The sequence below is a fragment of the Hoeflea sp. genome (assembly GCF_984452065.1).
On record NZ_CFHWAF010000034.1, the window covers coordinates 1 to 26,775 of the forward strand.

Below are 26,775 nucleotides of genomic sequence, written 5' to 3' on the forward strand. Positions count from 1 at the left end.
GCCGGTATCGTGACCCTCGGTGCCAACTCCGACATTACCAATTCCGGTACTGTTGAAGGCTTCATCTCGACGGAGGGCTCCAACTCCGGTGTTACCAACTCCGGTATTGTTGAGGCCGGTATCGTGACCCTCGGTGCCAACTCCGACATTACCAATTCCGGTACTGTTGAAGGCTTCATCTCGACGGAGGGCTCCAACTCCGGTGTTACCAACTCCGGTATTGTTGAGGCCGGTATCGTGACCCTCGGTGCCAACTCCGACATTACCAATTCCGGTACTGTTGGTCGTGGCAAGGCTGCTGATGACATGTATGACTTGGATGACGGTATCTATATCTTGGGAGCAGACTCGACCTTGATCCTGCAGCGAGGATCAGTCATTCAGGGCATTATCAGCTTTGAGGGAAGTGGATCACAGACACTCACTGTCGCAAACGGTCAGTCGGTCAACCTGACATTCGTCAATGCGCCCAAAACTATCAACTCAAATGGCGCACCGTTCGCTGAGCAAGGCACCACGGTGGCCGTGGTTGATCCGACCGGCCTTGCTGCCATCGACAATGCGGTATCTGACCTGCAGGGTGGCATCTTCGGCGCGGTTGCGTCGAGGTTAGACGGGAGTTCGAGCGGCGTCGCGAGTCTCGTCGGCTATGCCGACGGTGCGGCTGTCCGGATCAGGCCCGTTGCCGCAACGCCGGGTGACGGGGAGGGCGGCGCCTCATGGTGGTTCAAGGGGTTTGGCGGCTACCGTGATCTTGATGGAAGCGGCTCCGCGGTCGGTGCCGACCACGCCTTCGGCGGCACGGTCATGGGCGTCGATGGCTGGGTGAACTCCGACCTGCGCCTCGGCACCTTCGCCGGTCTCTCGTTTGGCCGGCTTGAGGTCGATCACAATGCCCAGGATATTGACACGGCGGGGTATTTCGCCGGCATCTATGGCCGTTATGGTGGACATATCGACTTCGCGCTGACCGGGGGCATCACCGATCACGACAGCGAGCGTCTGGTCGCCAACAATCTGGTGGCCGGTGGTTTGGAGACGGCACAGGCGGACTACTACGGCTATTTCATCGCGCCGGAGGTAACGATGCGGACCGGTGCCATGACGCTCGGCCCGGTGACGGTCAAACCGAGCTTGAGGGCGCGCTACAGCTATCTCCATCTTGAAAGCTATGACGAGAGCGGTTCTACGGCGGACCTGAGCGTCGAGGACCGTGACATCCACACGTTCGACGGCCGGTTCGCCTTGGGCGTCCCTGTGATTGAAGCACCGGCCCGTTTGCTGGAACTGCGCGCAGGTATCGACGGCAGATTGATCCTCGGCGGCGCGGATGTCGAGGTCAGCCTGCTCGGCCAGTTACGCAGCTTCGACCCGGGCGGGGAGGAGGCCTCGGTCGGCGGCTTCGTTGGCGCTCATTACGAAGAGCGGATCTGGAACAACACGTTTCTCTTCATTTCCACAGAACTTGGTACTGGCACCGAAACCCGTTTCCGCGCCGACGCACAGGCAGGGCTTCAGATCGCCTTCTGAGACGAGGCTAGATGCTAACCTGCTTGCTTGTCTTATGATTTTCCCTGCCATTGTGCGAAGAATGAGCCACCGCACGCCATCTTGAGATGGTGTGCGGTGGCGGTGGTCTGTAATCCGTGACCCGTGTTCCCTGAATGCGTGTGTCGGCCGGCTTAGAGCAAGTCGGGCCTGGATTGAAACATTTCGGCGGCGGGTCACCGTGCCGATGATTGAAATCCGCAATGATGAATCGGAAAACACGTCTTGCGCCGGGCGGCTTTGGGCGTTAACACGGATGCATGAATTGCGCACGGAACATCGTTGCAACCTGGTGGTGGGCTCGCTTGTAGCGGCTAAGCCCAAGTTGTGCGTGACACTTGCCAAGCCGCTGAGGATCGTCCCGGCGGTTTTTTTGTGGCCGGGGCTCCGAATTTGAGGAACGGATGAGATGACGGCAGCAAAGACAGACGAAACAAGCGACATCATTGTCACCCGCGGCGGGGTCGAGATCAGCCGCACCCGCCAGGACATGCCCTATGCCGGAGCGATCGATGCCTATATCGACGGGCTCGACAGCCGGCGCGGCGCCGTCTTTTCCTCCAACTACGAATATCCAGGGCGCTATACGCGCTGGGATACGGCGATCATCGATCCGCCTTTGTCGATTGTCGCGAAGGGTCGCGCCATGCGGTTCGAGGCGCACAATGAACGCGGCGAAGCGCTTCTGGATATGGTCGAGCGCCGGCTCGGGCGGCTGTCGGAGGTCACGGTCGACGAGCGCAAACGACGCCATATCGCGCTGACCATTGCCGGTGCGACGCGCGCGTTCACCGAGGAAGAGCGGTCGCGTGTGCCGACGGTCTTTATGGTGCTTCGGGCGATCACCGACCTGTTCTATACCGAAGAGGACAGCAATCTCGGGCTCTACGGCGCGTTTGGATACGATCTTGCCTTCCAGTTCGACCATGTGCCGCTTCGGCTCGACCGCCCCGAGGACCAGCGCGATCTCGTCCTGTTTCTGCCCGATGAAATCCTGGTGGTCGATCACTATTCGGCGCGGGCCTGGGTCGACCGCTACGATTTTGCCCGCCGGGGTTTGACGACCGCGGGCAAATCGCGAGAGGTGGCGGAACAGCCATTCGAGCCTTCGAAGGAGGACCCGCCCCGGGCAGACCACAGGCCGGGCGAATATGCCGAGCTCGTGCGCAAGGCCAAGGAAAGCTTCAAGCGCGGCGATCTGTTCGAGGTGGTGCCGGGGCAGATGTTCTTCGAGCGCTGCGTCAGCCCGCCATCGGCCATATCCCGCCGGCTGAAGGATACAAATCCGTCGCCCTATTCGTTTTTCATCAATCTGGGTGAGGGCGAATATCTCGTCGGCGCGTCGCCGGAAATGTTCGTGCGCGTCAACGGCCGCCGGGTGGAAACCTGCCCCATCTCCGGCACCGTCAAGCGCGGCGACGACGCGATCTCCGATTCCGAGCAGATTCTCAAGCTTCTGAATTCCAAGAAGGACGAGTCCGAACTGACCATGTGTTCCGATGTCGACCGGAACGACAAGAGCCGCGTCTGCGTGCCGGGTTCGGTCCGGGTGATCGGCCGGCGCCAGATCGAGATGTATTCGCGCCTCATCCACACGGTCGACCATGTCGAGGGCCGGTTGCGCGACGGTATGGACGCCTTCGACGCGTTTTTGAGCCATGCCTGGGCGGTCACGGTGACGGGCGCGCCGAAGCTGTGGGCCATGCGGTTTATCGAGGAGCATGAAAAAAGTCCGCGCGCCTGGTATGGCGGGGCCATCGGCATGGTCAATTTCAACGGCGATATGAACACCGGCCTGACACTGCGCACGATCCGCATCAAGGACGGTATCGCCGAGGTGAGGGCCGGCGCGACGCTGCTGTTCGATTCCGTTCCCGAAGAGGAAGAGTCCGAAACCGAGCTCAAGGCATCGGCCATGCTGGCGGCGATCCGCGATGCCGGTCAAGGCAACGAGGCGGCGGCCTCGCGCAGCGCCGCCAAGGTCGGCGAGGGCGTCAAGATCCTGCTGGTCGACCATGAAGATTCCTTCGTTCACACGCTCGCCAACTATTTCCGTCAGACCGGCGCCGACGTAACGACCGTGCGCACGCCCGTCGCCGATGCCGTCTTCGATGACATCGACCCGGACCTCGTGGTTCTGTCGCCGGGGCCCGGGAGCCCGAAGGATTTCGACTGCAAGGCGACGATCAAAAAGGTCAAGGAGCGCAGCCTGCCCTTGTTCGGGGTCTGCCTTGGATTGCAGGCGATCACCGAGGCCTATGGCGGCGAGTTGCGCACATTGGCCGTGCCGATGCACGGCAAGCCGTCGCGCATCAGGATCAACGAACCCGGCATCGTGTTTTCCGGGCTCGGCAAGGAGGCAACCGTGGGGCGCTATCATTCGATCTTTGCGGACCCGGCAACGCTGTCGAAGGATTTTGCGGTTACAGCGGAGAGCGAAGACGGCACGATCATGGGCATCGAGCACCGGAGCGACCCCGTCGCAGCCGTCCAGTTTCATCCCGAGTCCATCATGACCCTCGGTCAGGACGCCGGTATGCGGATGATCGAGAATGTCGTGGCGCATATGCCGCGCCGGCGGGAATAGGCCGTTCAACGCTTTTCGCGCAACGCCATTTGTGTGTTGCCGTCGACCGGCGACACGTCTATAACGCTCGCCATGATATTGGTATCGGTCAATGCATTGGTGAATTCCGGCCCGGGCCGCGCTGTCGCGCCGTCTGCGGTTTTGCATGGCCTATCGCTTCTTCTTCTCGGCCTTAGTGGCGATCGCCGGGCTCGTTAGAGGAGCGTCCGGCGGTCGATTCGCCACCGGCACACGCTCCTTTTCTCAACAGCAATGAAGATTTGATCCAGCCCGGCTCAAGGTGCCGAGGTCAGGATGACAGATGAACGAGAGAAAATAATGACAGCCACCGATCCGTCGATGACCAGTAAAGCCAAGGGCGGCATGCCGCAGGCGCCGCGAAAATATCAACCCTATCCGCAGACAGGCCTCAACGACCGTACATGGCCGTCAAAACGCATCGAGAAAGCGCCGATCTGGTGTTCGGTCGATTTGCGCGACGGCAATCAGTCCCTCGTCAACCCGATGGGGCACGACCGCAAGTGGCGCATGTTCCAGCTCCTGCTCGACATGGGGTTCAAGGAGATCGAGATCGGTTTCCCGTCCGCCTCGCAAACCGATTTCGATTTCGCGCGATGGTGCATCGAGGAACATGATGTGCCCGAAGACGTCTCGCTCCAGGTTCTGGTTCAATGCCGCCCCGAATTGATCACGCGCACGTTTGAAGCGCTGGATGGCGCCAACCGGCCGATTGTGCATTTCTACAATTCCACCAGCGAGTTGCAGCGCCGTGTCGTGTTCGCCAAGGACGTTGCCGGGATCAAGCAGATTGCCGTCGATGCCGCCAGGATGATCACCGATATAGCTGCCGATGCCGGCGGCGGCTACCGTTTCCAGTATTCGCCCGAGAGCTTTACGGGCACGGAGCTGGAGGTGGCGCTGGAGATCTGCAACGCGGTGACGGAGGTCGTGCGGCCGACGCCGGAAAACAAGCTGATCATCAACCTGCCTTCGACGGTGGAGATGTCGACACCCAATATCTACGCCGATCAGATCGAGTGGATGTGCCGCAATCTCGATCAGCGCGAGAACCTGATCATCTCATTGCATCCGCATAATGACCGTGGCACCGGGATCGCCGCGACGGAACTGGGTCTGATGGCCGGCGCGGACCGTGTGGAGGGCACTCTGTTCGGAAACGGCGAGCGCACCGGAAATGTCGACGTGGTGACCCTGGCGCTCAACATGTACACGCAAGGGGTGGATCCGAAGCTGGACTGCACGGATATCGAGCGGATCAAGAAGGTTTATGAATACTCCAACCAGATGGCCATCCCGGAGCGTCACCCTTACGTCGGCGAACTGGTTTACACCGCGTTCTCGGGCTCGCACCAGGACGCCATCAACAAGGGCATGAAGGCGATCCGCGCGGCCAACACCGAAATATGGGAGGTTCCCTATCTGCCCATCGATCCGCAGGATGTCGGGCGGACCTACGAGGCGATCATCCGCATCAACTCGCAATCGGGCAAGGGCGGCATCGCCTATGTCCTGCATGAGGATTACGGCTTCAACCTGCCGCGCGGCCTGCAGGTCGAGTTCCAGGGCGATATCCAGCGCATTACCGACGAGCGGGAGGAGGAAATGCCCTCCAAGGCGATCTATGAGCGTTTCCTGGAACGCTATGTCGATCAGCCCGGCGCACGGCTTGCCTATGTCGATCACTACACCTTCCCGTCGCTTGAAACAAAAGGCGTGCGCGAGGTCGAAGCCGTGATCAAGGACGGCGGCAAGGAGATCAAGATCACGGGGCAGGGGACCGGGCCCATCGACGGCTTTGTCCATGCCCTGTCGCTTCACACCGGCATCGACCTCACCGTCGCCGACTACTCGGAGCATTCGCTTCAGCACGGCGCCAATGCCGCCGCCGTCTGCTACATGGAGATCGAGCACCCGGGCGGGCGGCTTTTCGGAGTCGGCATCAGCACCAACATCGTCGCGGCCTCGCTTGAGGCCGTCGTTTCGGCAGCCAATCGCCTGCTGGCGCGCGACTGAGCTTTGAAGACACCGGAGGCTGCGGAATGACGTGGCCTCCGCCTCACCGCGTGGCTCGAAACGCCGCGTTCAGAGCTCCTCGGAGCTGACGACGGTGAAATGTTCGGCCTTCGCGTCAAGGCCGTGACGGTCGAGGGTGCAGGTCCATGCGCCCGGTTCGCCGCCGATGGTGAAAAGGTTGTATCCGGCGGGCGGGCGATGTCCGCCGGGCGCCTCGCTCGCCGATGGAACGCCGACGACGGGAACGTCCCTGTCTTTGCCGGGAAGGCGGTAGAGCGTAGCGAGATGGGTGTGGCCGTGCAGGACAAGTTCCGCGCCGGCCGATCGCATCACCGCCGCAAAGCGGCGAATGCCAAGCATGCGCTTGTGCGCTGCGGCAGCGCCCCGCACCGGCGGGTGGTGGATCAGCACGACGCGAAACAGCCCTCTATTTGCTGTTTCCTGCAGGTGCTCGCGAAGGGCCAATGCCTGGCGCCGTCCGAAGAGGCCGTTGGCGGAAAAGGGCGGTGTGGCGCTTGCCGTCGAAACGCCGATCAGCGCGACGTTGCCGCGCACGCGGCGATAGGGGAAAAGATTGTCGCCACTGGTGGAAAGGGCCATGTCGTCGCCCAGCATGTAAGGCCGCCAGGCATGGCTAAGCGCCTCGAATGCGCCCGGGACATAGGCATCGTGATTGCCGGGCACGACGGAAACGGACTGGGGATCGCCGGTTTCGGCAAGCCAGCCCGTTGCCGCCTCGATCTCCGCCTTTGCCGCCAGATTGACGAGGTCTCCGGTGACGGCGAGGTGATCGGGCCCGGCCGATCTGATATCGTCCAGCAGCGCTTCAAGAACGTTGCCGAACAGGCGTTTGCGCCGGTTGCGGTGCCAGTTGACATAACCCGTGATGCGCTTTGAGGCGAGTTCACGCGCCGACAGTTTGGGCAGTGGGCCGAGATGGATATCTGAGATATGGGCGAGACGGAACATGGCGCAGGACATAGCCGCCCGCGGGTCGATGGGCAAGAAGTCCCGTTGCCCGCCGACGTGCGACTGGACGAGCGGCAAGGCGTGATGCGGCGTGTCTTCCAGTGGCTTCTCAATCGGGCTTTCATTGCCCGGCGGCCGCTGACGCTTGGTGTGCGGGCCGCCGCGTTCGACCGGGCCGGGCGGGTTTTCCTGGTGCGCCACACCTATGTTGCCGGCTGGTATCTGCCCGGGGGCGGTGTGGAGGTGGGTGAAACCATCTATCAGGCTCTGGAGCGGGAACTCGCCGAGGAAGGCAATATCGCACTCGTCGAGCAGGCCGAGCTCTTTGCGATCTATTACAATGTCCGCTCAAGCCGGCGCGATCACGTTGCGCTTTTCATTTGCCGCGATGTCGCCCAGGCTGACGCGCGTGTTTCCGGTATGGAAATCGCCGAGACCGGGTTTTTCGACCTCGATGCATTGCCGGACGAAACGACACCGGCGACACACCGGCGTCTGAACGAGATCACCCGCGGCTTGCCGCCGGAGCGCCTGTGGTAGGTCTCAGAGACCCTCGCGTCCGTGCGGCGTCGTCAGGTCGATCTGCGGCCCGACAGGGACGATGCGCGTCGGGTTCACACTCTCATGGCTGCGGTAGTAGTGCTGCTTGATGTGAAACATGTTCACCGTCTCGGCGATGCCCGGCATCTGGTAGAGCTCCCGCAGGTAACCCGACAGGGCAGGATAATCCTCAATGCGCCGTTTGTTGCACTTGAAGTGTCCGACATAAACCGGATCGAAACGGACCAGCGTGGTGAACAGCCGCCAGTCGGCCTCCGTCAGCCGGCTCCCCATCAGGTAGCGGTTTTCAGACAGTCTTTCCTCGACCATGTCGAGGGTGTCGAAGAGCGCGGTAAAAGCCTCCTCATAGGCTTCCTGGGTCGTCGCGAAGCCGCATTTGTACACGCCGTTATTGATATGGTGGTAAATCGGCTCGTTGACCGCGTCGATATCGGCCCGCAGTTCTTCGGGATAAAAATCGAGTTCCGTATCGACGCCGTCGAGCGCGTTGAACGCCGAGTTGAACATGCGGATGATTTCGGAGGATTCGTTCGAGACGATGGTGCCTTCCTTCCTGTCCCACAGAACAGGCACGGTGACGCGGCCGCTATAGGCCGGGTCGGCGGTGGTGTAGACCTGCCACATAAAGGACGATCCGTTGATGGCGTCGGTCGTGCCGCCGTCCCTGTCATGGAATTCCCAGCCGTTCGTTCCCATGAAGTGATCGACGATCGAAAGCCCGATATGCGGCTCAAGGCCCTTGAGCTTCCTGAAGATCAGGGTGCGGTGCGCCCATGGGCAGGCATAGGAGATGTAAAGGTGGTAGCGCCCGGATTCGGCGGCAAAGCCGCCGCGGCCGCTCGGTCCGGCATCGCCGTCAGCCGTGACCCAGTTGCGAAACCGGGCCTCGGAGCGCTTGAAGCGGCCCTTGTTTTCCTTGGTGTTGTACCAGACATCCTTCCAGACGCCGTCAATGAGCATTCCCATCGGTTTTCTCCGGTTGAGGCTGTGGTGACCTTTTAACCTATGCGCAAGATAAGGTTCTGCCGGCGGCAAGCGAAGGCGGATTGATTGAACAGTGTGTTTTGCATTGCAATCGCTGCCGGCTTTGTGCTATCCGCCCTCAACGCAAGAAAGGCCAGATCATGATCACTGCCGGAGAGCTGCGACGACGCTGATGCTTTTACGTCCTGAAAGGGCGTGTTTTGCCGTGTCCTGCAGCCAATATTCCGGATAAAATCATGTCTGCGATAAAGCCAGCCTATCTGATTGAAGACGCGTCCCATGACGCGATCATCCAGACCATCAACGATGAAGCCTTCGGCCCGGGCCGCTTTGCGCGCGCCGCCGAACGCGTTCGCGAGCAGGGGCCGCACGACCGGCACCTGTCCTTCGTGGCCACGGTCGATGAGCAGATTGTCGGGTCCGTGCGGATGACGCCCGTTATGGCGGGGCAGGTTGCCGGTCATCTGCTCGGACCGCTCGCCGTGCGTCCGCAGTTCAAGAATCTCGGGATCGGCCGGCAGCTTGTGCGCATCAGCGTCGATGCGGTGCTCGGCTCCGGCAGCGAGGCGGTCATTCTGATTGGCGACGCACCCTATTACAGCCCTCTCGGTTTTGAGCCGGTCCGGGCGCGGCTCGGCTTTCCGGGTCCGGTCGATCCCGGCCGCATCCTCGTCGCGCCGAAAGGCGCGGCGATCCATGCGCGGCTCGGCGGTGACATCCGCTGGCGGCGTGAGGCCCGGGAGATATCGGATCTGCCTGCCGCAGGGGGTTTATAGGTCGAATCGCCTAGCGGCCTTCGCGGTACCAGGTGCTTCCAAGCGCCATGAACAGAAGGGCAAGCCCGAAGAAACCCGCGAAGAGCGGCAGGCGGTTCACCCCCTTGAGCTCGGTCTCGTCGGTCACTTTCAGGACAAGCCGGTCGGCGGACGGGCGGACGCTTCCCCTGACGGGCAGGACCGTCGGCATCGAGACCTCGGTGCCTCCGGGCGATACGCGACGCACGATGCCGCCCGTTTCCTCCACCAGCGGGCGCAGGATTTCGGCTGTCGAGACCGTCGCGGCAAATTCCGGGGCGTTGACCGCGCCGACGTGAACGAGGGCGCGCATGTCGGCGTTGGCGACGTCGAACAGCCCGTTTTCCTCGACCGTCAGTTCGGCCTCGAAAAGACCGTCGGCGGTTTCCGTCAGCGGTACGGTGAGCGTTTCGCCGGTCGGCGTCGTGACAACCGCATCCGGCACGTCCCCGGCCATGGTCTGCCGGGTGATGGTCAGAAGATTGCCGCGTGACGTTGCGCGCAGGGATTCTTCTTCGAGCGAGGGTTCCTTCATCAGCCAGTGGGCGATGCGCCGGTAGAGCGAGACATGCGGTCCGCCGCCCTCGAAGCCGCGTGCCCACAGCCAGCCATGGTCGGACATCAGCATGGCGACCCGCCCTTCACCGACACGGTTGAGAATCAGCAGTGGCGCGCCGTCCGGACCTTCCAGGATCGTATCGTCCTGCGGCGCATCGACGGCGATTGCCCTGAACCACCGTCCCCATTGCGGCGGCTCTTCGGCCGAGCCGGGCAGGTCCCGGGTCACGGGATGGCGGCGTCCGGCATCGCTCAGCCGCGGGTAGAACCCGACTTCGGCGATTTCGCCGGTCGGCGTCGCGGGAAGCACGGGCGCCAGCGGCGTGGTGGCGATGGAATCGCGTCCGGCATGCTCCGGTCCGGCGGCAATCAGCAGCGCACCGCCGGCTTCGACATATTGGGTGATGTAGTCATAGTAGAGCACGGGCAGCACGCCGCGGCGCTGATAGCGGTCGAAGACGATCAGATCGAACTCGTTGATCTTCTCGACAAACAGTTCGCGCGTCGGAAAGGCGATCAGCGACAACTCGTCGATGGGCGTGCCATCCTGTTTTTCCGGCGGGCGCAGAATGGTGAAGTGCACCAGATCGACCGAGGTATCGGATTTCAGGAGGTTGCGCCAGGTGCGCTCGCCGGCATGCGGTTCTCCGGATACCAGCAGCACTCGCAGGTTCTCCCTGATGCCTTCCAGCACGGCAACGGCCCGGTTGTTGGTCAGGCTGACCTCGCCGGAAACCGGCCCGACCTCGAGCTCCACGATGTTGTCGCCGGCGCGGTCGATCTCGATGAAAAGCGGCATGGTTTCGCCGACGGGCGCGAGCTCCGTGCTATAGATTTCGCCGTTGACGCGCACCGTCACCTCGGTGACATCGCGCGATTGCGTGCCTTCCCCGCTCACCCTGTAGGTGATCTCCTGCGGCTCGCCGACAATACCGAAGCGCGGTGCATCGACCAGTTCGATGCGGCGGTCGACCTCGCCGGGCGTTCCGGTGATCAGGCCATGAAGCGGCGCGTTGAAACCGAGCCCGGATGCCGATGAGGGAACGTCATGGACCTGGCCGTCGGTGATCATGACGGCGCCGGCAATGCGCGCCGTGGGCACGTCCTCGAGCGCCGAGGACAGCGCTTCGAAGAGGCGGGTTGACGGCATTTCGGTAAAGGTGTCGTTGCCGACCTCGACAACGCGCACATCCAGCCTTGAGAAGCCCGCAAGCTGCGCATTGAGTCGCTCCAGCGCCGCATCGGTGACGGCGGTGCGTTCGGCCGAGGCCTGACTCTGGCTTCTGTCGACGACGATCGCGACCACGCTGTCCAGCGGTTCGCGTTCGGTCTGCAGGACGACGGGATTGAGCAGCGCCAGACACAGCGCCGCCAGCGCGGCAACGCGAAACAGCGTGCCGCGGACCCTTTGCCACGCGCCGAGGGCCGACAGGACCGCCGCCGCCGCGGCGAGCAGCCCTATGTAAAGCACCGGGATCAGTGGTGAGAATTCAACCGACATCTACTGACCCAGCCTTTCCAGAAGGGCGGGAACATGGACCTGATCCGCCTTGTAGTTGCCCGTCAGCATATACATCATGATATTGACGCCGGAGCGAAACGCATGTTCGCGCTGCACCGGGTCGGGCGGTACGGTCGGGTAGACCGGTATGTTGTTGTCATCGATCGCCCAGGCACCGGCGAGATCGTTTCCGGTGATGATAATCGACGAGACACCGTCACCGCCGCGGGCGGGCCGGTTGTCGGGGTTCTCGGAATCCATCAGGGCCTCCACCCAGAGCGGGCTGCCGCGATAGCGGCCCGGGAACTCGTTGAGGATGTAGAAGGCCTTTGTCAGCACATGGTCCTGCGGAACGGGCTCAAGCGCGGGAATGTCCAGCTCGGCCAGTATGGCGCGCAGCCTTGCGGTCTCCGGCGAGACGACACCCGCCTGACCGAGACCCGCCAGCGCGTCGCGTGTGTCGAACAGCACCGTTCCGCCGTTTTTCATGAAGGCGTCGACCCGGCTGATGGCCTCGCGTGACGGCGGCTCCGCGTTGACGGTGATCGGCCAATAGAGCATCGAATAGAGCGCCAGGGGATCGGTTTCGATATTGACCCCGACCGGTTCGCCCGGCTCGAGCGAGGTGCGGTAGGTCAGGAACCGGGTCATGCCGTCAAGGCCCTGCCGGCTTGTTCTGTCCGTACGCTGATCGCCGGTGATCACATAGGCCAGGTGTGTCCTGTCCAGCGATGCAAGGATGTCTGCGTCGCCCGGTTTTTCGTCCGCCGCGCGTGCCGGCTCGATTGTCGTTGCAAAAACCAGCGCAAAACCGATGAGCAGCGTGCCCGCCGCCGTATGGGAGCGGCGCATGGTCAGCCGCGAAAGCGCGCCGGACATGAAGAGCAAGATGAGCGTATCGGCGAGAAGCAGCAGCATGGCGGCCGTCAGCAGGTAGGGCGCCAGATCGACGCTGCTGCTGCGCACATATTCCGAATGCACGACCGACCCGGAAAATTCGGGCAGTTCGAACGGGATGAGCGTGTCGTCGTCGGCCATCAGGTTCAGCGCCACAAAGCCGCTCTCGGTGCCGTAGAGACCGGGAGGATTGTCGAAACTGACGGGCGGGAGCGTGCTGGATACGATCTTCAGCGGCTGGACCGCGCCCGACGGCGTGGTCACCGAACCACTCGCGGACAGCAGCCGGTAGGGCGGCAGGACGACCTCGTCGGCAACGCCCTGCTGGCCGACCGTCGAGCGCGACAACAGGATCGATCTGCGCAGCATTTCGACGAAGTGGCCGGATATCGGCAGGTTGGACCAGGTCGCCTCGGCGGTGACGTGGAAAAGCACGATGCGTCCGTCGCCGAAGGCCCGGCTCGTCACCAGCGGCGTTCCGTCGGCAAGGCTTGCCCAGGTCCTCGATCCGAGGTCCGGCGACGGTTCGGCGAGAACCTGACGGTTGACGGTGACGTCGTCCGGCCGGCTCATTCCCGCGAATGCTCCGCTTTCGGAGAACGCCGCCAGCGGTTGCGGTTCGCTCCAGGACAGGGCACCGCCAAGCGCCCGTTCGCCGCGGCGCAAGTCGACCGGGACGAACGGATCGCCGCTGTCGCCGCCGGCAAGGCGGGGGCCGGCAAAGCGCAAAAGCAGCCCGCCCCTGTCGATCCAGTCGGACAGCGTCTCCTCGACGTCTTCCGGCACCGTCCCGATATCGGCCATGACAATGACGGAGGGGCGCTGCTCGACCAGTTCCCGGATGGCGCCGGAAAGCTCCGGTTCCTCCGGCACCATGAGGTCGGCAAAGGGCTCCAGCGCGCGGGTCAGGTAGTAAAGCGGCGACAGAAGCGGTTGGGAAAGATCGAGCGGTTCTGCCGATAAAAGCCCGACACGCTGCCGGCGGGCGCTCTCGTCGAGAAGATAGCGGGCGCCGGCGTTGGCGATGCCGTCGACGGAAACGCTGGCGAATTCGTTTCTGAGTTCGAAGGGCACGTCGAAAAGCGCCGCTCCGGTGGTCGCACCGGCTTCGAAATGGAGCTGCCCGTTGGCAATGGGCCGGCCCTGTGCGTCGTTGGCGGTGACGAAATGGGTTTCCGCATGATCGTCGTCGCGCCGCTCGGCGGTGATCGAAAATCCGTTGGCCTCGTTGTTGGCGGAGGCCAGCGCGATGATCTGTGTCGTTTCATTGTCGAAAACAAGAACATCCTGTGGCGGCCTGGCGATCAGGCTTTGCCAGGCGGCATCGGCGTCGCCTGCCGAAAGACCGGATGAAAGCGCCGCCAGCGTGCCGATCGGCGTTTGCTGCAAGGCCGTCAGGGCTGCCGCGACGGCGGCATTGTGATCGCCATGCAGCGGCCTTGGGGCAATGGCCTGCAGTCTTTCGCGTGCGCGGGCCGCCGTATCGAGCGTCGCGTCGTGGCCTTCCTCGGCCGTGAAGACGATCGAAACCGGCACGTTTTGCGCTTCCGCGTCGTCGATCAGTTCGGCCGCGACCGACAGGCGGTCCTGCCAGTCGCCGGCGGTCGACCAGCCGTTGTCCATGACGATGACAAGCGGTCCGGCGTCGCTGATGCGTATCTCGCGCGGGTTCATCACCGGCTGTGCAAGGGCGATAACGATCAATGCGGCGATAAGCAATCGCAGCGCGGTCAGCCACCAGGGGCTCCTGGACGGCGTTTCTTCCTTTTTCAGGACGCGTGCCAGGATCCGCAGCGGCGGAAAGATTTCCGTGCGCGGGCGCGGCGGCGTCAGGCGCAGAAGCCACCAGATGATGGGCAGCGCCGCCAGGCCGAACAACAGGGCCGGCGCGCCGAAGACGATGGGAAGGGCGCTCACGGTGTCACCTCGCGCACGCCGCCGTTCGGTACGCCGGATAAATGCGTGTGCAGGGCGACCAGCGCGGTCGATGCGGGCTGATCGGTGTGATGAGTGACGAAATTCCAGCCGAGGCGGCGCAGGCTGTCGGCGATGTTCTCGCGGCGCGCCAGGTAGGTGCGCCGGTATTCCTCATGCAGGGATTCGGCCCGGCCGGCGGTGAGCTTGCCGCCGTCTTCCGGATCGACGAACTCCGTGCGGCCGCGATAGGGAAACACCTCCTCGACCGGATCGCAAATCTCAAGGACATGGCCCTTTATGCCGCGTTTGGCAATCGGCGCGAGTTTTTCCAGAACCTCCTCGGCCGGGTCGAGGAAGTCGGAGATCAGAACCAGATCGCTGTGCCGGTTGATCTGCGACACATCCGGAAAGACGGCCCTGTCGCGATGCAGTTCGATGGCCGCGGCCAGACGCTCGGCGGCATTGCGCGCGGCAACGGGGTCGAGGACGCCCGGCGAGGCAATCCGTTCGCCCGATCTTGCAAGGATTTCCGCCAGCGCCAGCAGGATAACGAGCGCCCGGCTCTGTTTCGAGACCGGCGCCAGCGTCGACTGGAACAGCATGGAAGCCGATGCATCGCCCCAGAGCCAGACGGTGTGGGCCGCCTCCCATTCGCGGTCGCGTACATAGGTATTGTCGTCCCGTGCGGAGCGGCGCCAGTCGATGCGGGACAGGCTCTCGCCTTCGACATAGGGACGGAACTGCCAGAAATTTTCTCCGATGCCGCGCTTTCGCCGGCCGTGCCAGCCCGCGATCACGGTGTTGGCGACCCGGTGCGCCTCGACAAGCAGATCGGGCACATAGGCCGCCCGCTGGCGGGCACGCGCCAGCGCCGACGGTGTCGAGACGGCCTCTGTCGCCTGTCCGATCGCGGCCACGGGCGCTTAGTCTCCGCCGACTTTCTTGACCAGCCCCGCAATCACGTCCCGGACATGCATCCCCTCCGCGCGGGCGGAGAATGTCAGCGCCATGCGGTGCTGGAGCACGGGTTCCGCCAGGGCAAGAACATCGTCCACCGACGGGGCAAGACGCCCGTCGTAAAGCGCTCGTGCACGCATACACAGCATCATCGCCTGCCCGGCCCGGGGCCCGGGGCCCCAGGCCACATGCCGGTCGGTATCGGCGTTGCCGTTGCCCGGCCGGGCGGCGCGGACCAGTTCGAGGATGGCGTCGATCACCTTCTCGCTGACAGGCATGCGGCGGACCAGCGCCTGAATCTCCTGAAGACGCGAGGCGGTGAGGACGGCCGCGGCGCGCTTTTCGTCGACGCCCGTCGTCTCAAGCAGAACCTGACGTTCCGCCTCGATTTCCGGATAGTGGACATCCACCTGCATGAGGAACCGGTCGAGCTGCGCTTCCGGCAGCGGGTATGTGCCTTCCTGCTCCAGCGGGTTTTGCGTCGCCAGCACATGGAAGGGCTCGGGCATGTCGTGCCGGGAGCCGGCGACGGTGACGTGATATTCCTGCATGGCCTGCAGAAGCGCCGACTGGGTGCGCGGCGAGGCGCGGTTGATTTCGTCGGCCATCAGCAACTGCGTGAAGATCGGTCCGGGGACAAAGCGGAAGGATCGCTTGCCGTCGGCGTCCTGATCCATGACTTCCGAGCCCAGTATGTCCGAGGGCATCAGATCGGGCGTGAACTGGATACGGTTGTCGCTGAGGCCGAGGACGGTGCCGAGCGTTGCGACAAGTTTGGTCTTTGCCAGCCCCGGCACGCCGACAAGAAGCGCATGCCCGCCGGACAGGACCGCAAGGATCGTCTGTTCCACGACATTGTGCTGGCCGAAGATGACCGTGCCGATTTCACGGCGAACGGCGGCAATGTCCTTGAGGGCCGTTTCGGCCGCTTCGACCACTGCCTTTTCGTCCAGCGCGGGATCGGCATTTTCAACGATGCCCATGTGGCAAACTCCGTATCTTTGAACCGGGGACTCAGCTCGCTATATCGTCCATTATCCACTATTTGGCGCGGATCGGATAACCATCAATGGAAAATACTGTGCTTTATCCCTATGAATCGCATGATCCCTTCGAGGCGCTAAGTGATAACATCGTGATTAGGAAAGAAGCTGGACCACACAATGGCAAGGGGTGAGATAGCGGCCGCGGGCAATGTGGCAAGTCTCGAAGCCCTTATTTCCAGGGCTGCGCCGGCGACAGGAGGGTTGCCGCCCGTCGAGCGCTGGCACCCGGAATTCTGCGGTGAACTGGACATGGAGATCCGCGCCGACGGCTCCTGGTATTACATGGGAACGCCGGTCACGCGGCCGGCGCTCGTGCGCCTGTTTGCAACGGTGCTGCGCAAGGACGGGGACGGCACGACCTATCTGGTCACGCCTGTCGAAAAGGTCGCTATCCGTGTCGAGGATGCGCCGTTCACTGCTGTTGAAATGAGCGCGCACTTGCGCGACGGCGAGCGGATCTTGACGTTCCGGACCAATGTCGGCGACGTGGTCGAGGCCGGCCCGGACCATCCGCTGCGCTTTGAAGTCACCGGTAAAAACCATGCGTTGAAGCCATATCTGCATGTGCGCGGCCGGCTTGAAGCGCTTTTGACGCGCGCGCTCACCTATGACCTTGTCGAACTGGGTCAAAGCCTTGATATCGATGGCGTCGAGACATTTTCGATCCGTTCCGGCGGCGCGGTCTTCGCGATCATGCCGGCAGACCGGCTGGAGGCCCTGTCGCGATGACCGGCGAGGGGAACCGCGCATTCAGCGCCGAGGCATTTCGCTCCAGAGCGGCGCAGGAGACCGGCGAGGAAGACGAGCGCAGATATGGCGATCATATCCTCAACGCCGATATCATAGAGCGGCTTTCGCAAAAGCCGCTTCGCGAAGCCGCGGTGCTTGTTCCGCTGGTCGATCATGGCGCCCATTCGAATATCCTCTTGACGCAGCGCACCCATGCTATGCGTACCCATTCCGGACAGGTGGCCTTTCCCGGCGGCGCGATCGACCCGGAGGACGGCTCCGCCGAGATTGCGGCGATGCGGGAAGCGGAAGAGGAAATCGGGTTGCCGCGATCCTATGTGGAGCCCGTCGGTCGTTTGCCGCACTATCTGACCGTGTCGGGGTTTCGCATTACCCCGGTTCTTGCCGTCGTGCGCGAAGACTATCCCATGACGATCAACCGCCACGAGGTGGATGACGCCTTTGAAGTGCCGTTTTCATTTCTGATGAACCCGGTCAACCACATTCGTGAAAGCCGGGTGTGGGAAGGCAAGGAACGGCATTTTTATACGATGCCCTATGGCGAGCGTTACATCTGGGGTGTGACCGCAGGTATTTTGCGCACGCTCTACGAAAGGCTTTATGCATGACGACAGGCGAGACCGCGTCGGTCGCGCGGACGGACTGGTTTCAGGAAAAGCGGCTGCAGGACGTGCTCGACCTGCTGAACCGCGACAGTGCGCAATCGCGTATTGTCGGCGGCGCTGTCCGCGATGCGCTCATGGGCATGCCGGTTGGCGACATCGACATTGCGACCACCCTGCATCCGCAGGATGTGCTGGAGCGGGCCGATGACGCCGGGATCAAATGCGTGCCGACAGGCATCGACCACGGAACGGTGACGCTTATTTGCGGCGGCGTGCCTTTCGAGGTGACGACGCTGCGGGCCGATATCGCCTCGGACGGGCGTCACGCAACGGTCGCCTACGGCGCCGACTGGTCGGTGGATGCGCACCGCCGTGACCTGACGATCAACGGGCTCTATGCCGATGCGGAAGGACATGTGATCGACCTGGTCGGCGGGCTGGCCGATATCGAGAGCCGGACCGTGCGTTTCATCGGCGATCCGCAAACCCGTATCACGGAAGACTATCTTCGTATTCTGCGCTTCTTCCGCTTTTTTGCGTGGTATGGCGGCGGTCGGCCCGATGCGGACGGGCTGCGGGCGTGTGCCCGACTCAAATCGGGGCTCTCGGGCCTGTCGGCAGAACGGGTATGGTCGGAGCTCAAGCGGTTGTTCGCCGCCCCGGATCCCTCGCGCGCGCTGCTCTGGATGCGCCAGAGCGGGGTTTTGAGCGCCATACTGCCCGAATCGGAGAAATGGGGGATCGACGCCATATTCGGCCTGGTCGAGACGGGAGCGGTGCTCGGCTGGACGCCGGATCCGTTGCTGCGTGTGATGGCGGTCGTACCGGATGATCCCGATCGGATGGACGCCATGGCGCGTCGGTTGCGCATGTCGAAGACCGAGCGCAGGCGTCTGGTTGCATGGGCCAGACAGCCGCCCGTCGGCGAGGAAACAGGCGATGCAGCGCTGCGGCGGCAGCTTTACCGTGGCGACAGCAAAGCCGTCGAGGATCGACTGCGCATCAGGCTTGCCGCCCTGCGCAAGGCGGCGCAGGGCGATGATGCGGCGCTTGTCGGCGCCGGTGCCTGTTCACGGCTGCTGCAGATGGCCGAGGAGTGGGTGCGGCCGGATTTCCCCGTAACCGGGAACGATCTGCTCAAATCCGGCGTTTCGCCCGGTCCGGGCGTCGGCGAGTTGCTGTCCGCGCTGGAGGACGCCTGGATCGACAGCGGGTTTGCCATGACGCGGGAACAGCTTCTCAAGCGGGCGCAGACATCAGCATCATGAAGGCATGGGTACCGGCGGGTGTGCTCATCAGCCCATATAGGCGTAGGCGCATGTCGCGCCGGCGCAGATTTTGGGGCTTCCGGCCTGCCTGATGTCGATGCGCGCCGTTGCCATGCGCCGGCCGTTCGAAAGGATCGTGACCGTTGCCTCGACATCGCCGGTCGATACGGGCCGCATGAAGTGGGTTGTCATATCAACCGTCGTCATGATCCGGTCGTCATTGTTGATGCCGATCAGGGTCAGAACACCAACCGTATCGGCGATGGCGGAAAGCGCCTGACCGCAGACAATGCCGCCGGTACGGGCGAGATCCTCGCCGGCCGGAATGCGGAAGACGGCGCCGGCTTCCGAAACATTGACAGGTTCGATGTTCAACTCTTTGACCCAAGGGGCAAAGGCCTCGGCAAGAAACGCCTTCATCGCATCAAGTCCGGATTGGTCCGCGGTCACGCCGTTGTCCTCCCACATCGTGTTGCGTCCTTTGAACGGGAGCAGCACGCAACAGTCAAGAGATGAGGCTTCTTAAGGCCAGCGGACCGCCGGCGGCATCGATGACAGGATCGAATCGACATTGCCGCCTGTTTTCAGGCCAAAAATGGTGCCGCGGTCGTAAAGCAGGTTGAACTCAACATAGCGACCGCGCCGGATAAGCTGCTCGTTGCGGTCATTCTCGTCCCAATGTGTGTTGAAGTTCCGGGTCACGAGCTTGGGATAGGCGACGGTGAAGGCGCGCCCGACATCCTGGACGAAGGCAAAATCGCCATCCCAGCCGCCGTCGGCGTCCGAGGACCGCAGCCAGTCGAAGAAAATTCCGCCGATGCCGCGCGGCTCGTTTCGGTGCTTGAGGAAGAAATACTCGTCGCACCACGCCTTGTAACGCGGATAGTCGGCCACCTTGTGCCTTGCGCAGGCGACCTCCATCGCCTTGTGGAACAGCTGCGTATCGGGGTCGTCCTGAACCCGGCGCCGGTCGAGGACCGGTGTCAGATCGGCACCGCCGCCGAACCATTGCGTCGTCGTGACCACCATGCGCGTGTTCATATGGACTGCCGGCACATGGGGATTGACCGGATGGGCGATGAGAGAGAGCCCGGACGCCCAGAACCGCGGGTCGATTTCGGCGCCGGGAATCTGCTGGCGGAACTCGGAGGAGAATTCACCGTGCACCGTCGAGGTGTGCACACCGACCTTTTCGAATACCCGGCCCGACATCATCGACATCACGCCGCCGCCGCCCTTGCCTTCGTCGCGGTGCCATTCGGTGCGGGTGAAACGGCCGGGCGGATCCTCCGAAAGCGGGCCGGTAACCGTGTCCTCGAGCTGCTCGAAGGCGGAGCAGATCGCATCGCGCAGGGTTTCGAACCAAATGCGCGATTTTGCTTTCTTTTCCTCCAGGCCAGGCGGATGCCCGAGCGGAAGGTGTGGCCTTTCCATCAACAAATGCCCCCAATTTGTCCCCGGCTCTCATTAGCAGGTCGGATTGAGCGATGCCATAGCCGCCCGGGCGATAATACGAACATAGTGTCGCGCCAAGGTTGTTTCATCTTTCCGGACTCGCCAATCGCGCCGTTCACGCATATGATCCGCCTTAGGGTGCTGATTATGAAGCGTGTTCCTAAAGTGCCGCCCATGGAAGGACTTCGCCGCCAGATTCGCAAGAGTCGCATGGCGAAGGGTACCGGAAAGGGTGATTCGTTCATTCGCGAGACGTTCCGTCTGCCGCGCGGGGCGGCACGCGCCAAGGCGCGGGAATGGTTCCATGCATGGCCGAAGGCAGCCTACTGGACCGAGGTCGAGAGCTGGCGGCAACTGCCCGGCGACGAGATCGAGTTCACCATGCGCCGCCTGCCGAGCGCCGATTAAGCTGAAATCTCAAGCTGCCGGATTGCTTCGCCTGCGATCATCGCCGCGGCGATGGCGATGTTGAGGGAGCGGCGGCCGGGTTCCATCGGGATCAGGATACGGGCGTCAGCCTCTTGATGAACGTGATCCGGCACACCCGAACTCTCCCTGCCGAACAACAGTATGTCGCCGTCCCTGAACTCAAACCGGCGATAGGAGCTTTCGGCCTGTGTCGAGGAAAGGACAAGACGGCGGTTTTCCGTTCTCAGCCATTGAAGGAAGGCTTTCCAGTTCGGGTGTCTCGTCAGCGTCGCCTGCTCGACATAGTCCATGCCGGCACGCCGCAGCGCGCGATCGGAAATGTCGAAACCGGCCGGCTCGATCAGGTCGACAGGCAGACCAAGGCAGGCGGACATGCGCAGGATCGTGCCGGTGTTGCCGGGAATATCGGGCTGGTAGAGGGCAATTCTGAGATCCTTGTCCATGGTCTTGTCTTAGGTTGTCGTGACCGAATTGCAACACAATCGTGCACGATACGAAATCTACGACTCGCCACTGGAAACCCGATTCGAATCGGTGTAGGAGATTGCACCGTGGACCAATTCGAGACAGAGGAGGGGCCATTGGCAGACATAATCCGGCATCTCCCACCATTGGCGCGAGCGCGCGATGGCCTTGTCTCGGGCGACGGTTTCCACGTCACAATCTGACGATCCGCTTCCCGGACTTTCGCTGACCCGCTTTATCGATGCGCACCTCATGTGCGTTGGGTCGTATGTATTTTGGACAGTGACGGTTCGACAGTTCTTCACAATAGCGCCCTAAAACCGCCCGGGCACTCTGGTCCGGTTCTTGAAATCCGGCGCGCAGACCGATCACTCTCCAGGCTTGAACAGAGGCTGAATCATGTTTGGCTGGTTTGAAAGACGTTTGAATCCCTATCCGAAGGTGCCTTCCGGGCAGCCGCCCCGGCAGTTGCTGGCTTTCTGCTGGCACTACTCCCGGGAAGCGGCGCCGTGGCTTGCCATGATGTCGGTGCTGACGGCGCTGATCGCGATTGGTGAGGTCTTCCTGTTCAGTTTCCTCGGCGACATCGTCAACTGGCTGTCGGCCTCCTCGCGCGAGGAATTCCTCGCAAGGGAGGGCACGAGGCTGTTCTGGATGTCTGTCCTGGTGCTTGTCGTCCTGCCCGGCATCGTGTGGGTGCAGTCGATGCTGACCCATCAGACGCTGCTTGGCAACTATCCGATGATCGGACGCTGGCAGATGCATCGTTATCTGTTGCGACACAGCCTGGCCTTCTTTGCCGACGAATTTGCCGGCCGGGTGGCGACGCGCGTCATGCAGACATCGCTTGCGGTGCGCGAGGCCGTCATGAAGGTTCTCGACGTCCTCGTCTATGTGGTGGTTTTCTTCCTGACGATGCTGGTCATGATCGCCGCGGCGGATCTGCGTCTGGCCGCCCCGCTGGTGATCTGGATCGCGGTCTATATCGGAATGATTGCCTATTTCGTGCCGCGCATGAAGCGGATCTCGCGCGAACAGGCCGACGCACGCTCGATGATGACCGGGCGGGTGGTGGACAGCTATACCAATATCGCAACGGTGAAACTGTTCTCCCATGCGGGTCGTGAAGAGATTTATGCACGCTCCGCCATGTCGGATTTCCTGGAGACGGTGCATCGTCAGATGCGGCTGGTGACGCTGTTTCACGGCATTGTCTACTTCAACAATGCGCTGCTGCTGTTCGCCATCGGTGCGTTGTCGATCAATCTGTGGCTGGCCGATTCCGTTTCCGTCGGCGTCATTGCCGCATCGATCGCCTTGGCTCTTCGCATATCCAGCATGTCCCATTGGATCATGTGGGAGGTCTCGGCACTGTTTGAGAATATCGGCGTCGTGATCGACGGCATGTCGATGCTGTCGAAACCGCACGGCGTGACAGATGAGAAGGCAGCCGACAAGCTGGTAGCCGATCGCGGCAAGATCGAGTTCGACCATATCCGTTTTCATTACGGCAAGGATGGCGGCGTGATCAACGATCTGTCGCTGACGATCCGGCCGGGTGAGAAGATCGGGCTGGTCGGCCGCTCAGGCGCCGGCAAGACGACGCTGACGAATGTCCTGTTGCGGTTTTACGACCTTGAGGCCGGGCGGATCCTCATCGACGGGCGGGATATCTCGACCGTGTCGCAGGACAGCCTGCGCGCGCGCATCGGCGTGGTCACGCAGGACACATCCCTGTTGCACCGGTCGATCCGCGACAATATCGGCTACAGCAAGCCGGATGCCAGCGATGAGGAGATCATCGATGCGGCCAAGCGCGCCAACGCATGGGACTTTATCCAGGATCTTGAGGACCTGAAGGGGCGCAAGGGTCTCGATGCCCATGTCGGCGAGCGCGGGGTGAAACTCTCGGGCGGGCAGCGCCAGCGCATCGCCATTGCCCGCGTGTTCCTCAAGGATGCTCCGATCCTGGTTCTGGACGAGGCCACATCGGCGCTCGATTCGGAGGTCGAGGCGGCAATCCAGGAGAACCTCTTCGCCCTGATGGAGGGCAAGACGGTGATCGCGATCGCCCACAGGCTTTCAACGATTGCCGAGCTTGACCGCCTGATTGTCCTGGATTCCGGCGATATCGTTCAGACCGGCACCCATGCACAGCTGGTGCAGTCCGAAGGGCTCTATGCGGAACTGTGGTCGCGGCAGTCGGGCGGTTTCATCGACGCGGAGCCGGCGGCCGAGGACAATGCCGCGGCCGAATAGGCCGACGGTCCTTTATTCTGATATTGCCCAGCCCGGAAACCGCCGGGGTGGGTTTTTTGTTGCGGCTGACGGCTTGACCCCGTGATCCCGCGGGGCCGGTTTGCGGGCAGGCTGAATAGGGGTATGTTTGCGAAGGGGAAACGGCATGGAGCAGGCGGTTTGCAGCCGCGAGAATAATATGAAAACAGTGTATTGCGCTGTCAGAACCCTGTTTCTGGCTTTCGTCGTCGTCGCCTGGACGCAGGCCGGTTTCGCCCAGACGGGCATGACCGCCGTTACCGGTGGTTCGCAGGAGCAGGAGCCGGCCGCCGTCACTTTGCCGGAGTACCTGACGCCGGAAACCGTTCGGGAACTGGTGTCCACGCTGAGCGACGAGCAGGTGCGGCAATTGCTTCTGGAACGGCTCGACGCCGTCGCCAGGCAGGACACCGCCCCAACGGAACCGGGCCGCGATGTGCTCGAATTCCTCGGCAGTTCGTTCGTGGCGGTCGGCGTGTTGATCGCCAATGCGGTCACCGGGCTGTTTTTCCTGGTCGACGACGCGTTCCGTGTCGGCGAGTATCTGGAAATCGACGGGACCGTCGGCACGGTTGAGAAGATCTCGGTGCGGTCCCTGCAACTGCGTCATCACCAGGGACCGGTTCATACCATCCCTTATGGCGAGATCCCCAAGATCACCAACAATTCCCGGGACTGGGTGATCGTCAAGCTGAAGTTCACCGTTCCGTTCGACGCTGATGTGAACACGGTGAAGAAATTGTTCAAGCAGATCGGAAAGGACATTATGGAAGCGCCCTATGCCGATGATATCATTCAGACTTTCAAGTCGCAGGGTGTCTATGACGTCAACGATGTCGGCATTGTCGTGCGCGGCAAGTTCATGGCCAAGCCGGGCAAACAGTGGATGATCCGCAAGGACGTCTATGCGCGTGTGCAGAAAATCTTTTCCGAAAACGGGATCGAGTTCGCCCGCCGCGAGGTCAGGGTGAAGATGCCGGAGACCGAGGAGGGGGCGGACGCCGCCGGCAACGGCACCGCCGCCGCCGCGGCCGAAGCCGCGATCGCCCAGCAGGAAGAGGAGATGCAGGCGGCTGCGAAACCCGGTTAAGCCTCGCCGCTCTGCGCTGACAATTCGCGACTTGAAATGTTGCTGCGGCCGGGACGCGGTTCTATGTTCCCCGCCATGATCGTTCAACGAGTATTCCGGCTGTTCGAGCGGTGGATTGATCCGTTTTCCAAAAAGCACACACTGACCGCTTCCGGCGGCGCGGTCGGCTTTATGTGGCAGTTCGTCAAACAGGCAAAATGGCCTTTTTTCGCCATGCTGGTGCTCGGCGGCGCGGTCGCGTTGCTGGAAGTCGCGCTGTTTTATTTTGTCGGACGGCTGGTCGACCTTCTGGAGAGCGCCGATCCGGCGGCCGGCTGGCAGGGGCTTGCCGATCGGCACGGACCGGAACTTTTATTCATGCTGGCGGTCGTGCTGATCGGCCGCCTTGTCGTCGCGCCGCTGGTGACGCTGGTCGAGGAACAGACGGTCGTTCCCGGCTTTTTCAATCTGGTGCGCTGGCAGGCCTATTCGCGCATTGCCCGCCAGAGCCTTTCCTTCTTCCAGGACGATTTTGCCGGCCGCGTCGTCACCAAGGTGTGGCAATCGGGCCAGGCCGTCGGCGATTTCATGACCTCGCTGTTTCAGGTGGTCTGGTTCATCGCCATCTATGCGGTCACCACGCTGGCGCTGGTCGCCCAGCTTGACTGGCGGCTGGCGGCGGTGGTCGCGGCCTGGATCGTCGCGTTCGGATGTGTCGCCCGCTACTTTGTGCCCCGCATCCGGCGCATGTCGAAGGAAACGGCGGAAGCCGCGTCGCTGTTGAACGGGCGGCTGGTGGACAGCTATTCCAATGTCCAGACGCTGAAGCTCTTCGGCCGTGAGGACGACAACGACCGCTACATAAAAAGCGGTTTCGACGGTTTCATCGCCGCGGTCATTCCCTTCACGCGCAATCTGACGGGCGTGCGCGTCTCGCTCGCCGCGCTTTCGGGAATCATGATCGCGACGATGGGCTATCTGACCATCGATCTGTGGCTGCGGGGGCAGATCAGCATCGGAGCCGTCGCCTTCACGCTGTCTCTGGTCTTGCGCCTGAGCCTGCTTCTCGGGCGGCTGATGACGCAGTTCAACGGGCTGATGCGCAATTTCGGCACGATCCAGAACTCGATGGATATGCTGAACAAGCCGATCATGCTCGAGGACAAGCCGGATGCGACCGACCTCGTCGTTGGTGAAAGCAACATTCGTTTCGAGAAGGTCAATTTCCGCTACAACAGGCAAAAAGCGGTGATCGACGATGTCGGCCTCACGGTCGAAGCCGGGCAGAAAGTGGGGCTGGTCGGCCTGTCGGGCGCCGGCAAGTCGACACTGGTAAACCTTCTCCTCAGATTCTTCGATCTCGATTCCGGCCGCATCACCATAGATGGGCAGGACATCTCCAGGGTGACGCAAAGTTCGCTGCGCCAGCATATCAGCGTTGTCACGCAGGACACGTCGCTGATGCACCGTTCCGTTCGGGACAATATCGCTCTTGGACGCCGTAATGCCCGTGACGCCGACATCGTCGACGCCGCCCGGCAGGCCGAGGCATGGCCGTTTATCGAGGGGCTGAAGGATCAGCAGGGGCGAACCGGGCTGGAGGCGCATGTCGGCGAGCGCGGCGTCAAGCTCTCGGGCGGGCAGCGCCAGCGCATCGCCATTGCCCGGGTCATGCTGAAAAACGCGCCGATCCTGATACTGGACGAAGCGACGTCGGCCCTCGATTCAGAGATCGAGGCGGCAATCCAGGAGAACCTTACCCGGCTGATGCAGGGCAAAACGGTGATCGCCATCGCTCACAGGCTTTCCACCATCGCCCGTATGGACCGGCTGGTCGTGATGCATGAGGGCAGGATTGTCGAAGACGGAAGCCATGATGAACTGCTGCGGGCCGACGGACTTTATGCGCGCCTCTGGACCCGCCAGTCCGGCGGTTTTATCAGCGATTCCCTGGTGGCGGAACGCTGATGCGCATCAGCACCATAGGACGAAGGGTTAAAAACTTGCGGCAATGTGCCTCTGTGCGGGTCTGCAGACTGGACATATTCTAATAAGAGTCATAGAACCCGGCAAAATGTGGGGACGAGGCCGCGCCTGAGGGGTG

General features: G+C 62.4%; 21 protein-coding genes. 12 read left to right on the top strand and 9 right to left on the bottom strand.

Translation table 11 applies throughout. From position 1 onward, the window contains the following. From AC5E6N_RS08740 to leuA, 3 genes are all read left to right on the top strand, one after another. Positions 1-1,530, top strand: a 1,530-nt coding sequence (locus AC5E6N_RS08740; RefSeq protein ID WP_491747465.1) for an autotransporter family protein, incomplete at its 5' end; no start/stop codon positions are given. Between the two features lie 427 nt (positions 1,531-1,957). Next, positions 1,958-4,135: an anthranilate synthase gene (locus AC5E6N_RS08745; RefSeq protein WP_491747466.1), complete on the top strand. Its 2,178-nt coding sequence runs from the start codon at positions 1,958-1,960 to the stop codon at positions 4,133-4,135. Positions 4,136-4,453: 318 nt separating this feature from the next. Further along, positions 4,454-6,169, top strand: a complete 1,716-nt coding sequence (gene leuA / locus AC5E6N_RS08750; protein ID WP_491747467.1) for a 2-isopropylmalate synthase — start codon at positions 4,454-4,456, stop codon at positions 6,167-6,169. A 69-nt stretch (positions 6,170-6,238) separates the two neighbouring features. Here the strand turns inward: leuA and AC5E6N_RS08755 are convergent, their stop codons facing one another. Beyond that, positions 6,239-7,138 carry a metallophosphoesterase family protein gene (locus AC5E6N_RS08755; RefSeq protein ID WP_491747492.1) on the bottom strand — a complete coding sequence of 300 codons (900 nt, stop codon included), beginning with the start codon at positions 7,136-7,138 and terminating at the stop codon, positions 6,239-6,241. Positions 7,139-7,222: 84 nt separating this feature from the next. On the opposite strand from AC5E6N_RS08755, the gene AC5E6N_RS08760 reads away from it, so the two are divergent. After that, positions 7,223-7,678: an NUDIX domain-containing protein gene (locus tag AC5E6N_RS08760; RefSeq protein ID WP_491747493.1), complete on the top strand. Its 456-nt coding sequence runs from the start codon at positions 7,223-7,225 to the stop codon at positions 7,676-7,678. A gap of 3 nt (positions 7,679-7,681) precedes the next feature. Here the strand turns inward: AC5E6N_RS08760 and AC5E6N_RS08765 are convergent, their stop codons facing one another. Further along, positions 7,682-8,665, bottom strand: a complete 984-nt coding sequence (locus tag AC5E6N_RS08765; protein ID WP_491747468.1) for a glutathione S-transferase family protein — start codon at positions 8,663-8,665, stop codon at positions 7,682-7,684. Positions 8,666-8,919: 254 nt separating this feature from the next. Here AC5E6N_RS08765 and AC5E6N_RS08770 point away from each other — a divergent pair, with 254 nt between their 5' ends. Continuing rightward, the gene (locus tag AC5E6N_RS08770; RefSeq protein WP_491747469.1) at positions 8,920-9,459 is read left to right on the top strand and encodes a GNAT family N-acetyltransferase; all 540 of its coding nucleotides are present in this window, start codon (positions 8,920-8,922) and stop codon (positions 9,457-9,459) included. Between the two features lie 10 nt (positions 9,460-9,469). Here AC5E6N_RS08770 and AC5E6N_RS08775 read toward each other — a convergent pair whose 3' ends face one another. The 4 genes from AC5E6N_RS08775 to AC5E6N_RS08790 are packed head-to-tail and all read right to left on the bottom strand — an operon-like array spanning position 9,470 to position 16,290. After that, entirely contained in the window at positions 9,470-11,536 is a 2,067-nt protein-coding gene (locus tag AC5E6N_RS08775; protein WP_491747470.1) for a hypothetical protein, read from the bottom strand. Beyond that, the gene (locus AC5E6N_RS08780; protein ID WP_491747471.1) at positions 11,537-14,350 is read right to left on the bottom strand and encodes a DUF4159 domain-containing protein; all 2,814 of its coding nucleotides are present in this window, start codon (positions 14,348-14,350) and stop codon (positions 11,537-11,539) included. Beyond that, on the bottom strand, positions 14,347-15,267 hold the full coding sequence (locus tag AC5E6N_RS08785; protein WP_491747472.1) for a DUF58 domain-containing protein: 921 nt from the start codon (positions 15,265-15,267) through the stop codon (positions 14,347-14,349). The genes AC5E6N_RS08780 and AC5E6N_RS08785 overlap by 4 nt, the downstream gene beginning before the upstream one ends. A gap of 6 nt (positions 15,268-15,273) precedes the next feature. Next, the gene (locus AC5E6N_RS08790; protein WP_491747473.1) at positions 15,274-16,290 is read right to left on the bottom strand and encodes an AAA family ATPase; all 1,017 of its coding nucleotides are present in this window, start codon (positions 16,288-16,290) and stop codon (positions 15,274-15,276) included. Positions 16,291-16,470: 180 nt separating this feature from the next. Between AC5E6N_RS08790 and AC5E6N_RS08795 the strand changes: the two genes are divergently transcribed. Genes AC5E6N_RS08795 through AC5E6N_RS08805 form a run of 3 tightly spaced genes read left to right on the top strand, consistent with a single transcriptional unit; the run spans position 16,471 to position 18,976 of the window. Further along, a complete protein-coding gene (locus tag AC5E6N_RS08795) occupies positions 16,471-17,082 on the top strand; it encodes a DUF1285 domain-containing protein (protein ID WP_491747474.1) in 612 nt (203 codons plus the stop codon). After that, the gene (locus tag AC5E6N_RS08800; RefSeq protein WP_491747475.1) at positions 17,079-17,711 is read left to right on the top strand and encodes a CoA pyrophosphatase; all 633 of its coding nucleotides are present in this window, start codon (positions 17,079-17,081) and stop codon (positions 17,709-17,711) included. The genes AC5E6N_RS08795 and AC5E6N_RS08800 overlap by 4 nt, the downstream gene beginning before the upstream one ends. After that, positions 17,708-18,976, top strand: coding sequence for a CCA tRNA nucleotidyltransferase (locus tag AC5E6N_RS08805; RefSeq protein ID WP_491747476.1), 1,269 nt, complete (start codon positions 17,708-17,710; stop codon positions 18,974-18,976). Before AC5E6N_RS08800 ends, AC5E6N_RS08805 begins: the two co-directional genes overlap by 4 nt. Positions 18,977-19,003: 27 nt before the next feature. On the opposite strand, the gene AC5E6N_RS08810 is transcribed toward AC5E6N_RS08805, so the two are convergent. Together AC5E6N_RS08810 and hemF are read right to left on the bottom strand one after the other, a co-directional pair. Continuing rightward, entirely contained in the window at positions 19,004-19,444 is a 441-nt protein-coding gene (locus AC5E6N_RS08810) for a PaaI family thioesterase (protein ID WP_491747477.1), read from the bottom strand. A 54-nt stretch (positions 19,445-19,498) separates the two neighbouring features. Beyond that, positions 19,499-20,410 (bottom strand): oxygen-dependent coproporphyrinogen oxidase, encoded by a 912-nt coding sequence (gene hemF / locus AC5E6N_RS08815; RefSeq protein ID WP_491747478.1) that lies wholly within the window; start codon positions 20,408-20,410, stop codon positions 19,499-19,501. A gap of 168 nt (positions 20,411-20,578) precedes the next feature. Between hemF and AC5E6N_RS08820 the strand changes: the two genes are divergently transcribed. Further along, complete coding sequence (locus AC5E6N_RS08820; RefSeq protein ID WP_491688869.1) at positions 20,579-20,839, top strand: hypothetical protein; 261 nt, start codon at positions 20,579-20,581, stop codon at positions 20,837-20,839. Here the strand turns inward: AC5E6N_RS08820 and AC5E6N_RS08825 are convergent. After that, positions 20,836-21,303 carry a tRNA (cytidine(34)-2'-O)-methyltransferase gene (locus AC5E6N_RS08825; RefSeq protein ID WP_491688870.1) on the bottom strand — a complete coding sequence of 156 codons (468 nt, stop codon included), beginning with the start codon at positions 21,301-21,303 and terminating at the stop codon, positions 20,836-20,838. The two genes, AC5E6N_RS08820 and AC5E6N_RS08825, sit on opposite strands and share 4 nt — an antisense overlap. Positions 21,304-21,724: 421 nt before the next feature. Here AC5E6N_RS08825 and AC5E6N_RS08830 point away from each other — a divergent pair, with 421 nt between their 5' ends. The 3 genes from AC5E6N_RS08830 to AC5E6N_RS08840 all read left to right on the top strand — a co-directional run bounded on the left by AC5E6N_RS08830 (position 21,725) and on the right by AC5E6N_RS08840 (position 26,639). After that, positions 21,725-23,584, top strand: a complete 1,860-nt coding sequence (locus AC5E6N_RS08830; protein WP_491747479.1) for an ABC transporter ATP-binding protein — start codon at positions 21,725-21,727, stop codon at positions 23,582-23,584. A gap of 178 nt (positions 23,585-23,762) precedes the next feature. Continuing rightward, complete coding sequence (locus AC5E6N_RS08835; protein ID WP_491747480.1) at positions 23,763-24,692, top strand: mechanosensitive ion channel family protein; 930 nt, start codon at positions 23,763-23,765, stop codon at positions 24,690-24,692. Between the two features lie 75 nt (positions 24,693-24,767). After that, entirely contained in the window at positions 24,768-26,639 is a 1,872-nt protein-coding gene (locus tag AC5E6N_RS08840) for an ABC transporter ATP-binding protein (RefSeq protein WP_491747481.1), read from the top strand. The last annotated feature ends 136 nt before the right edge of the window (positions 26,640-26,775 follow it).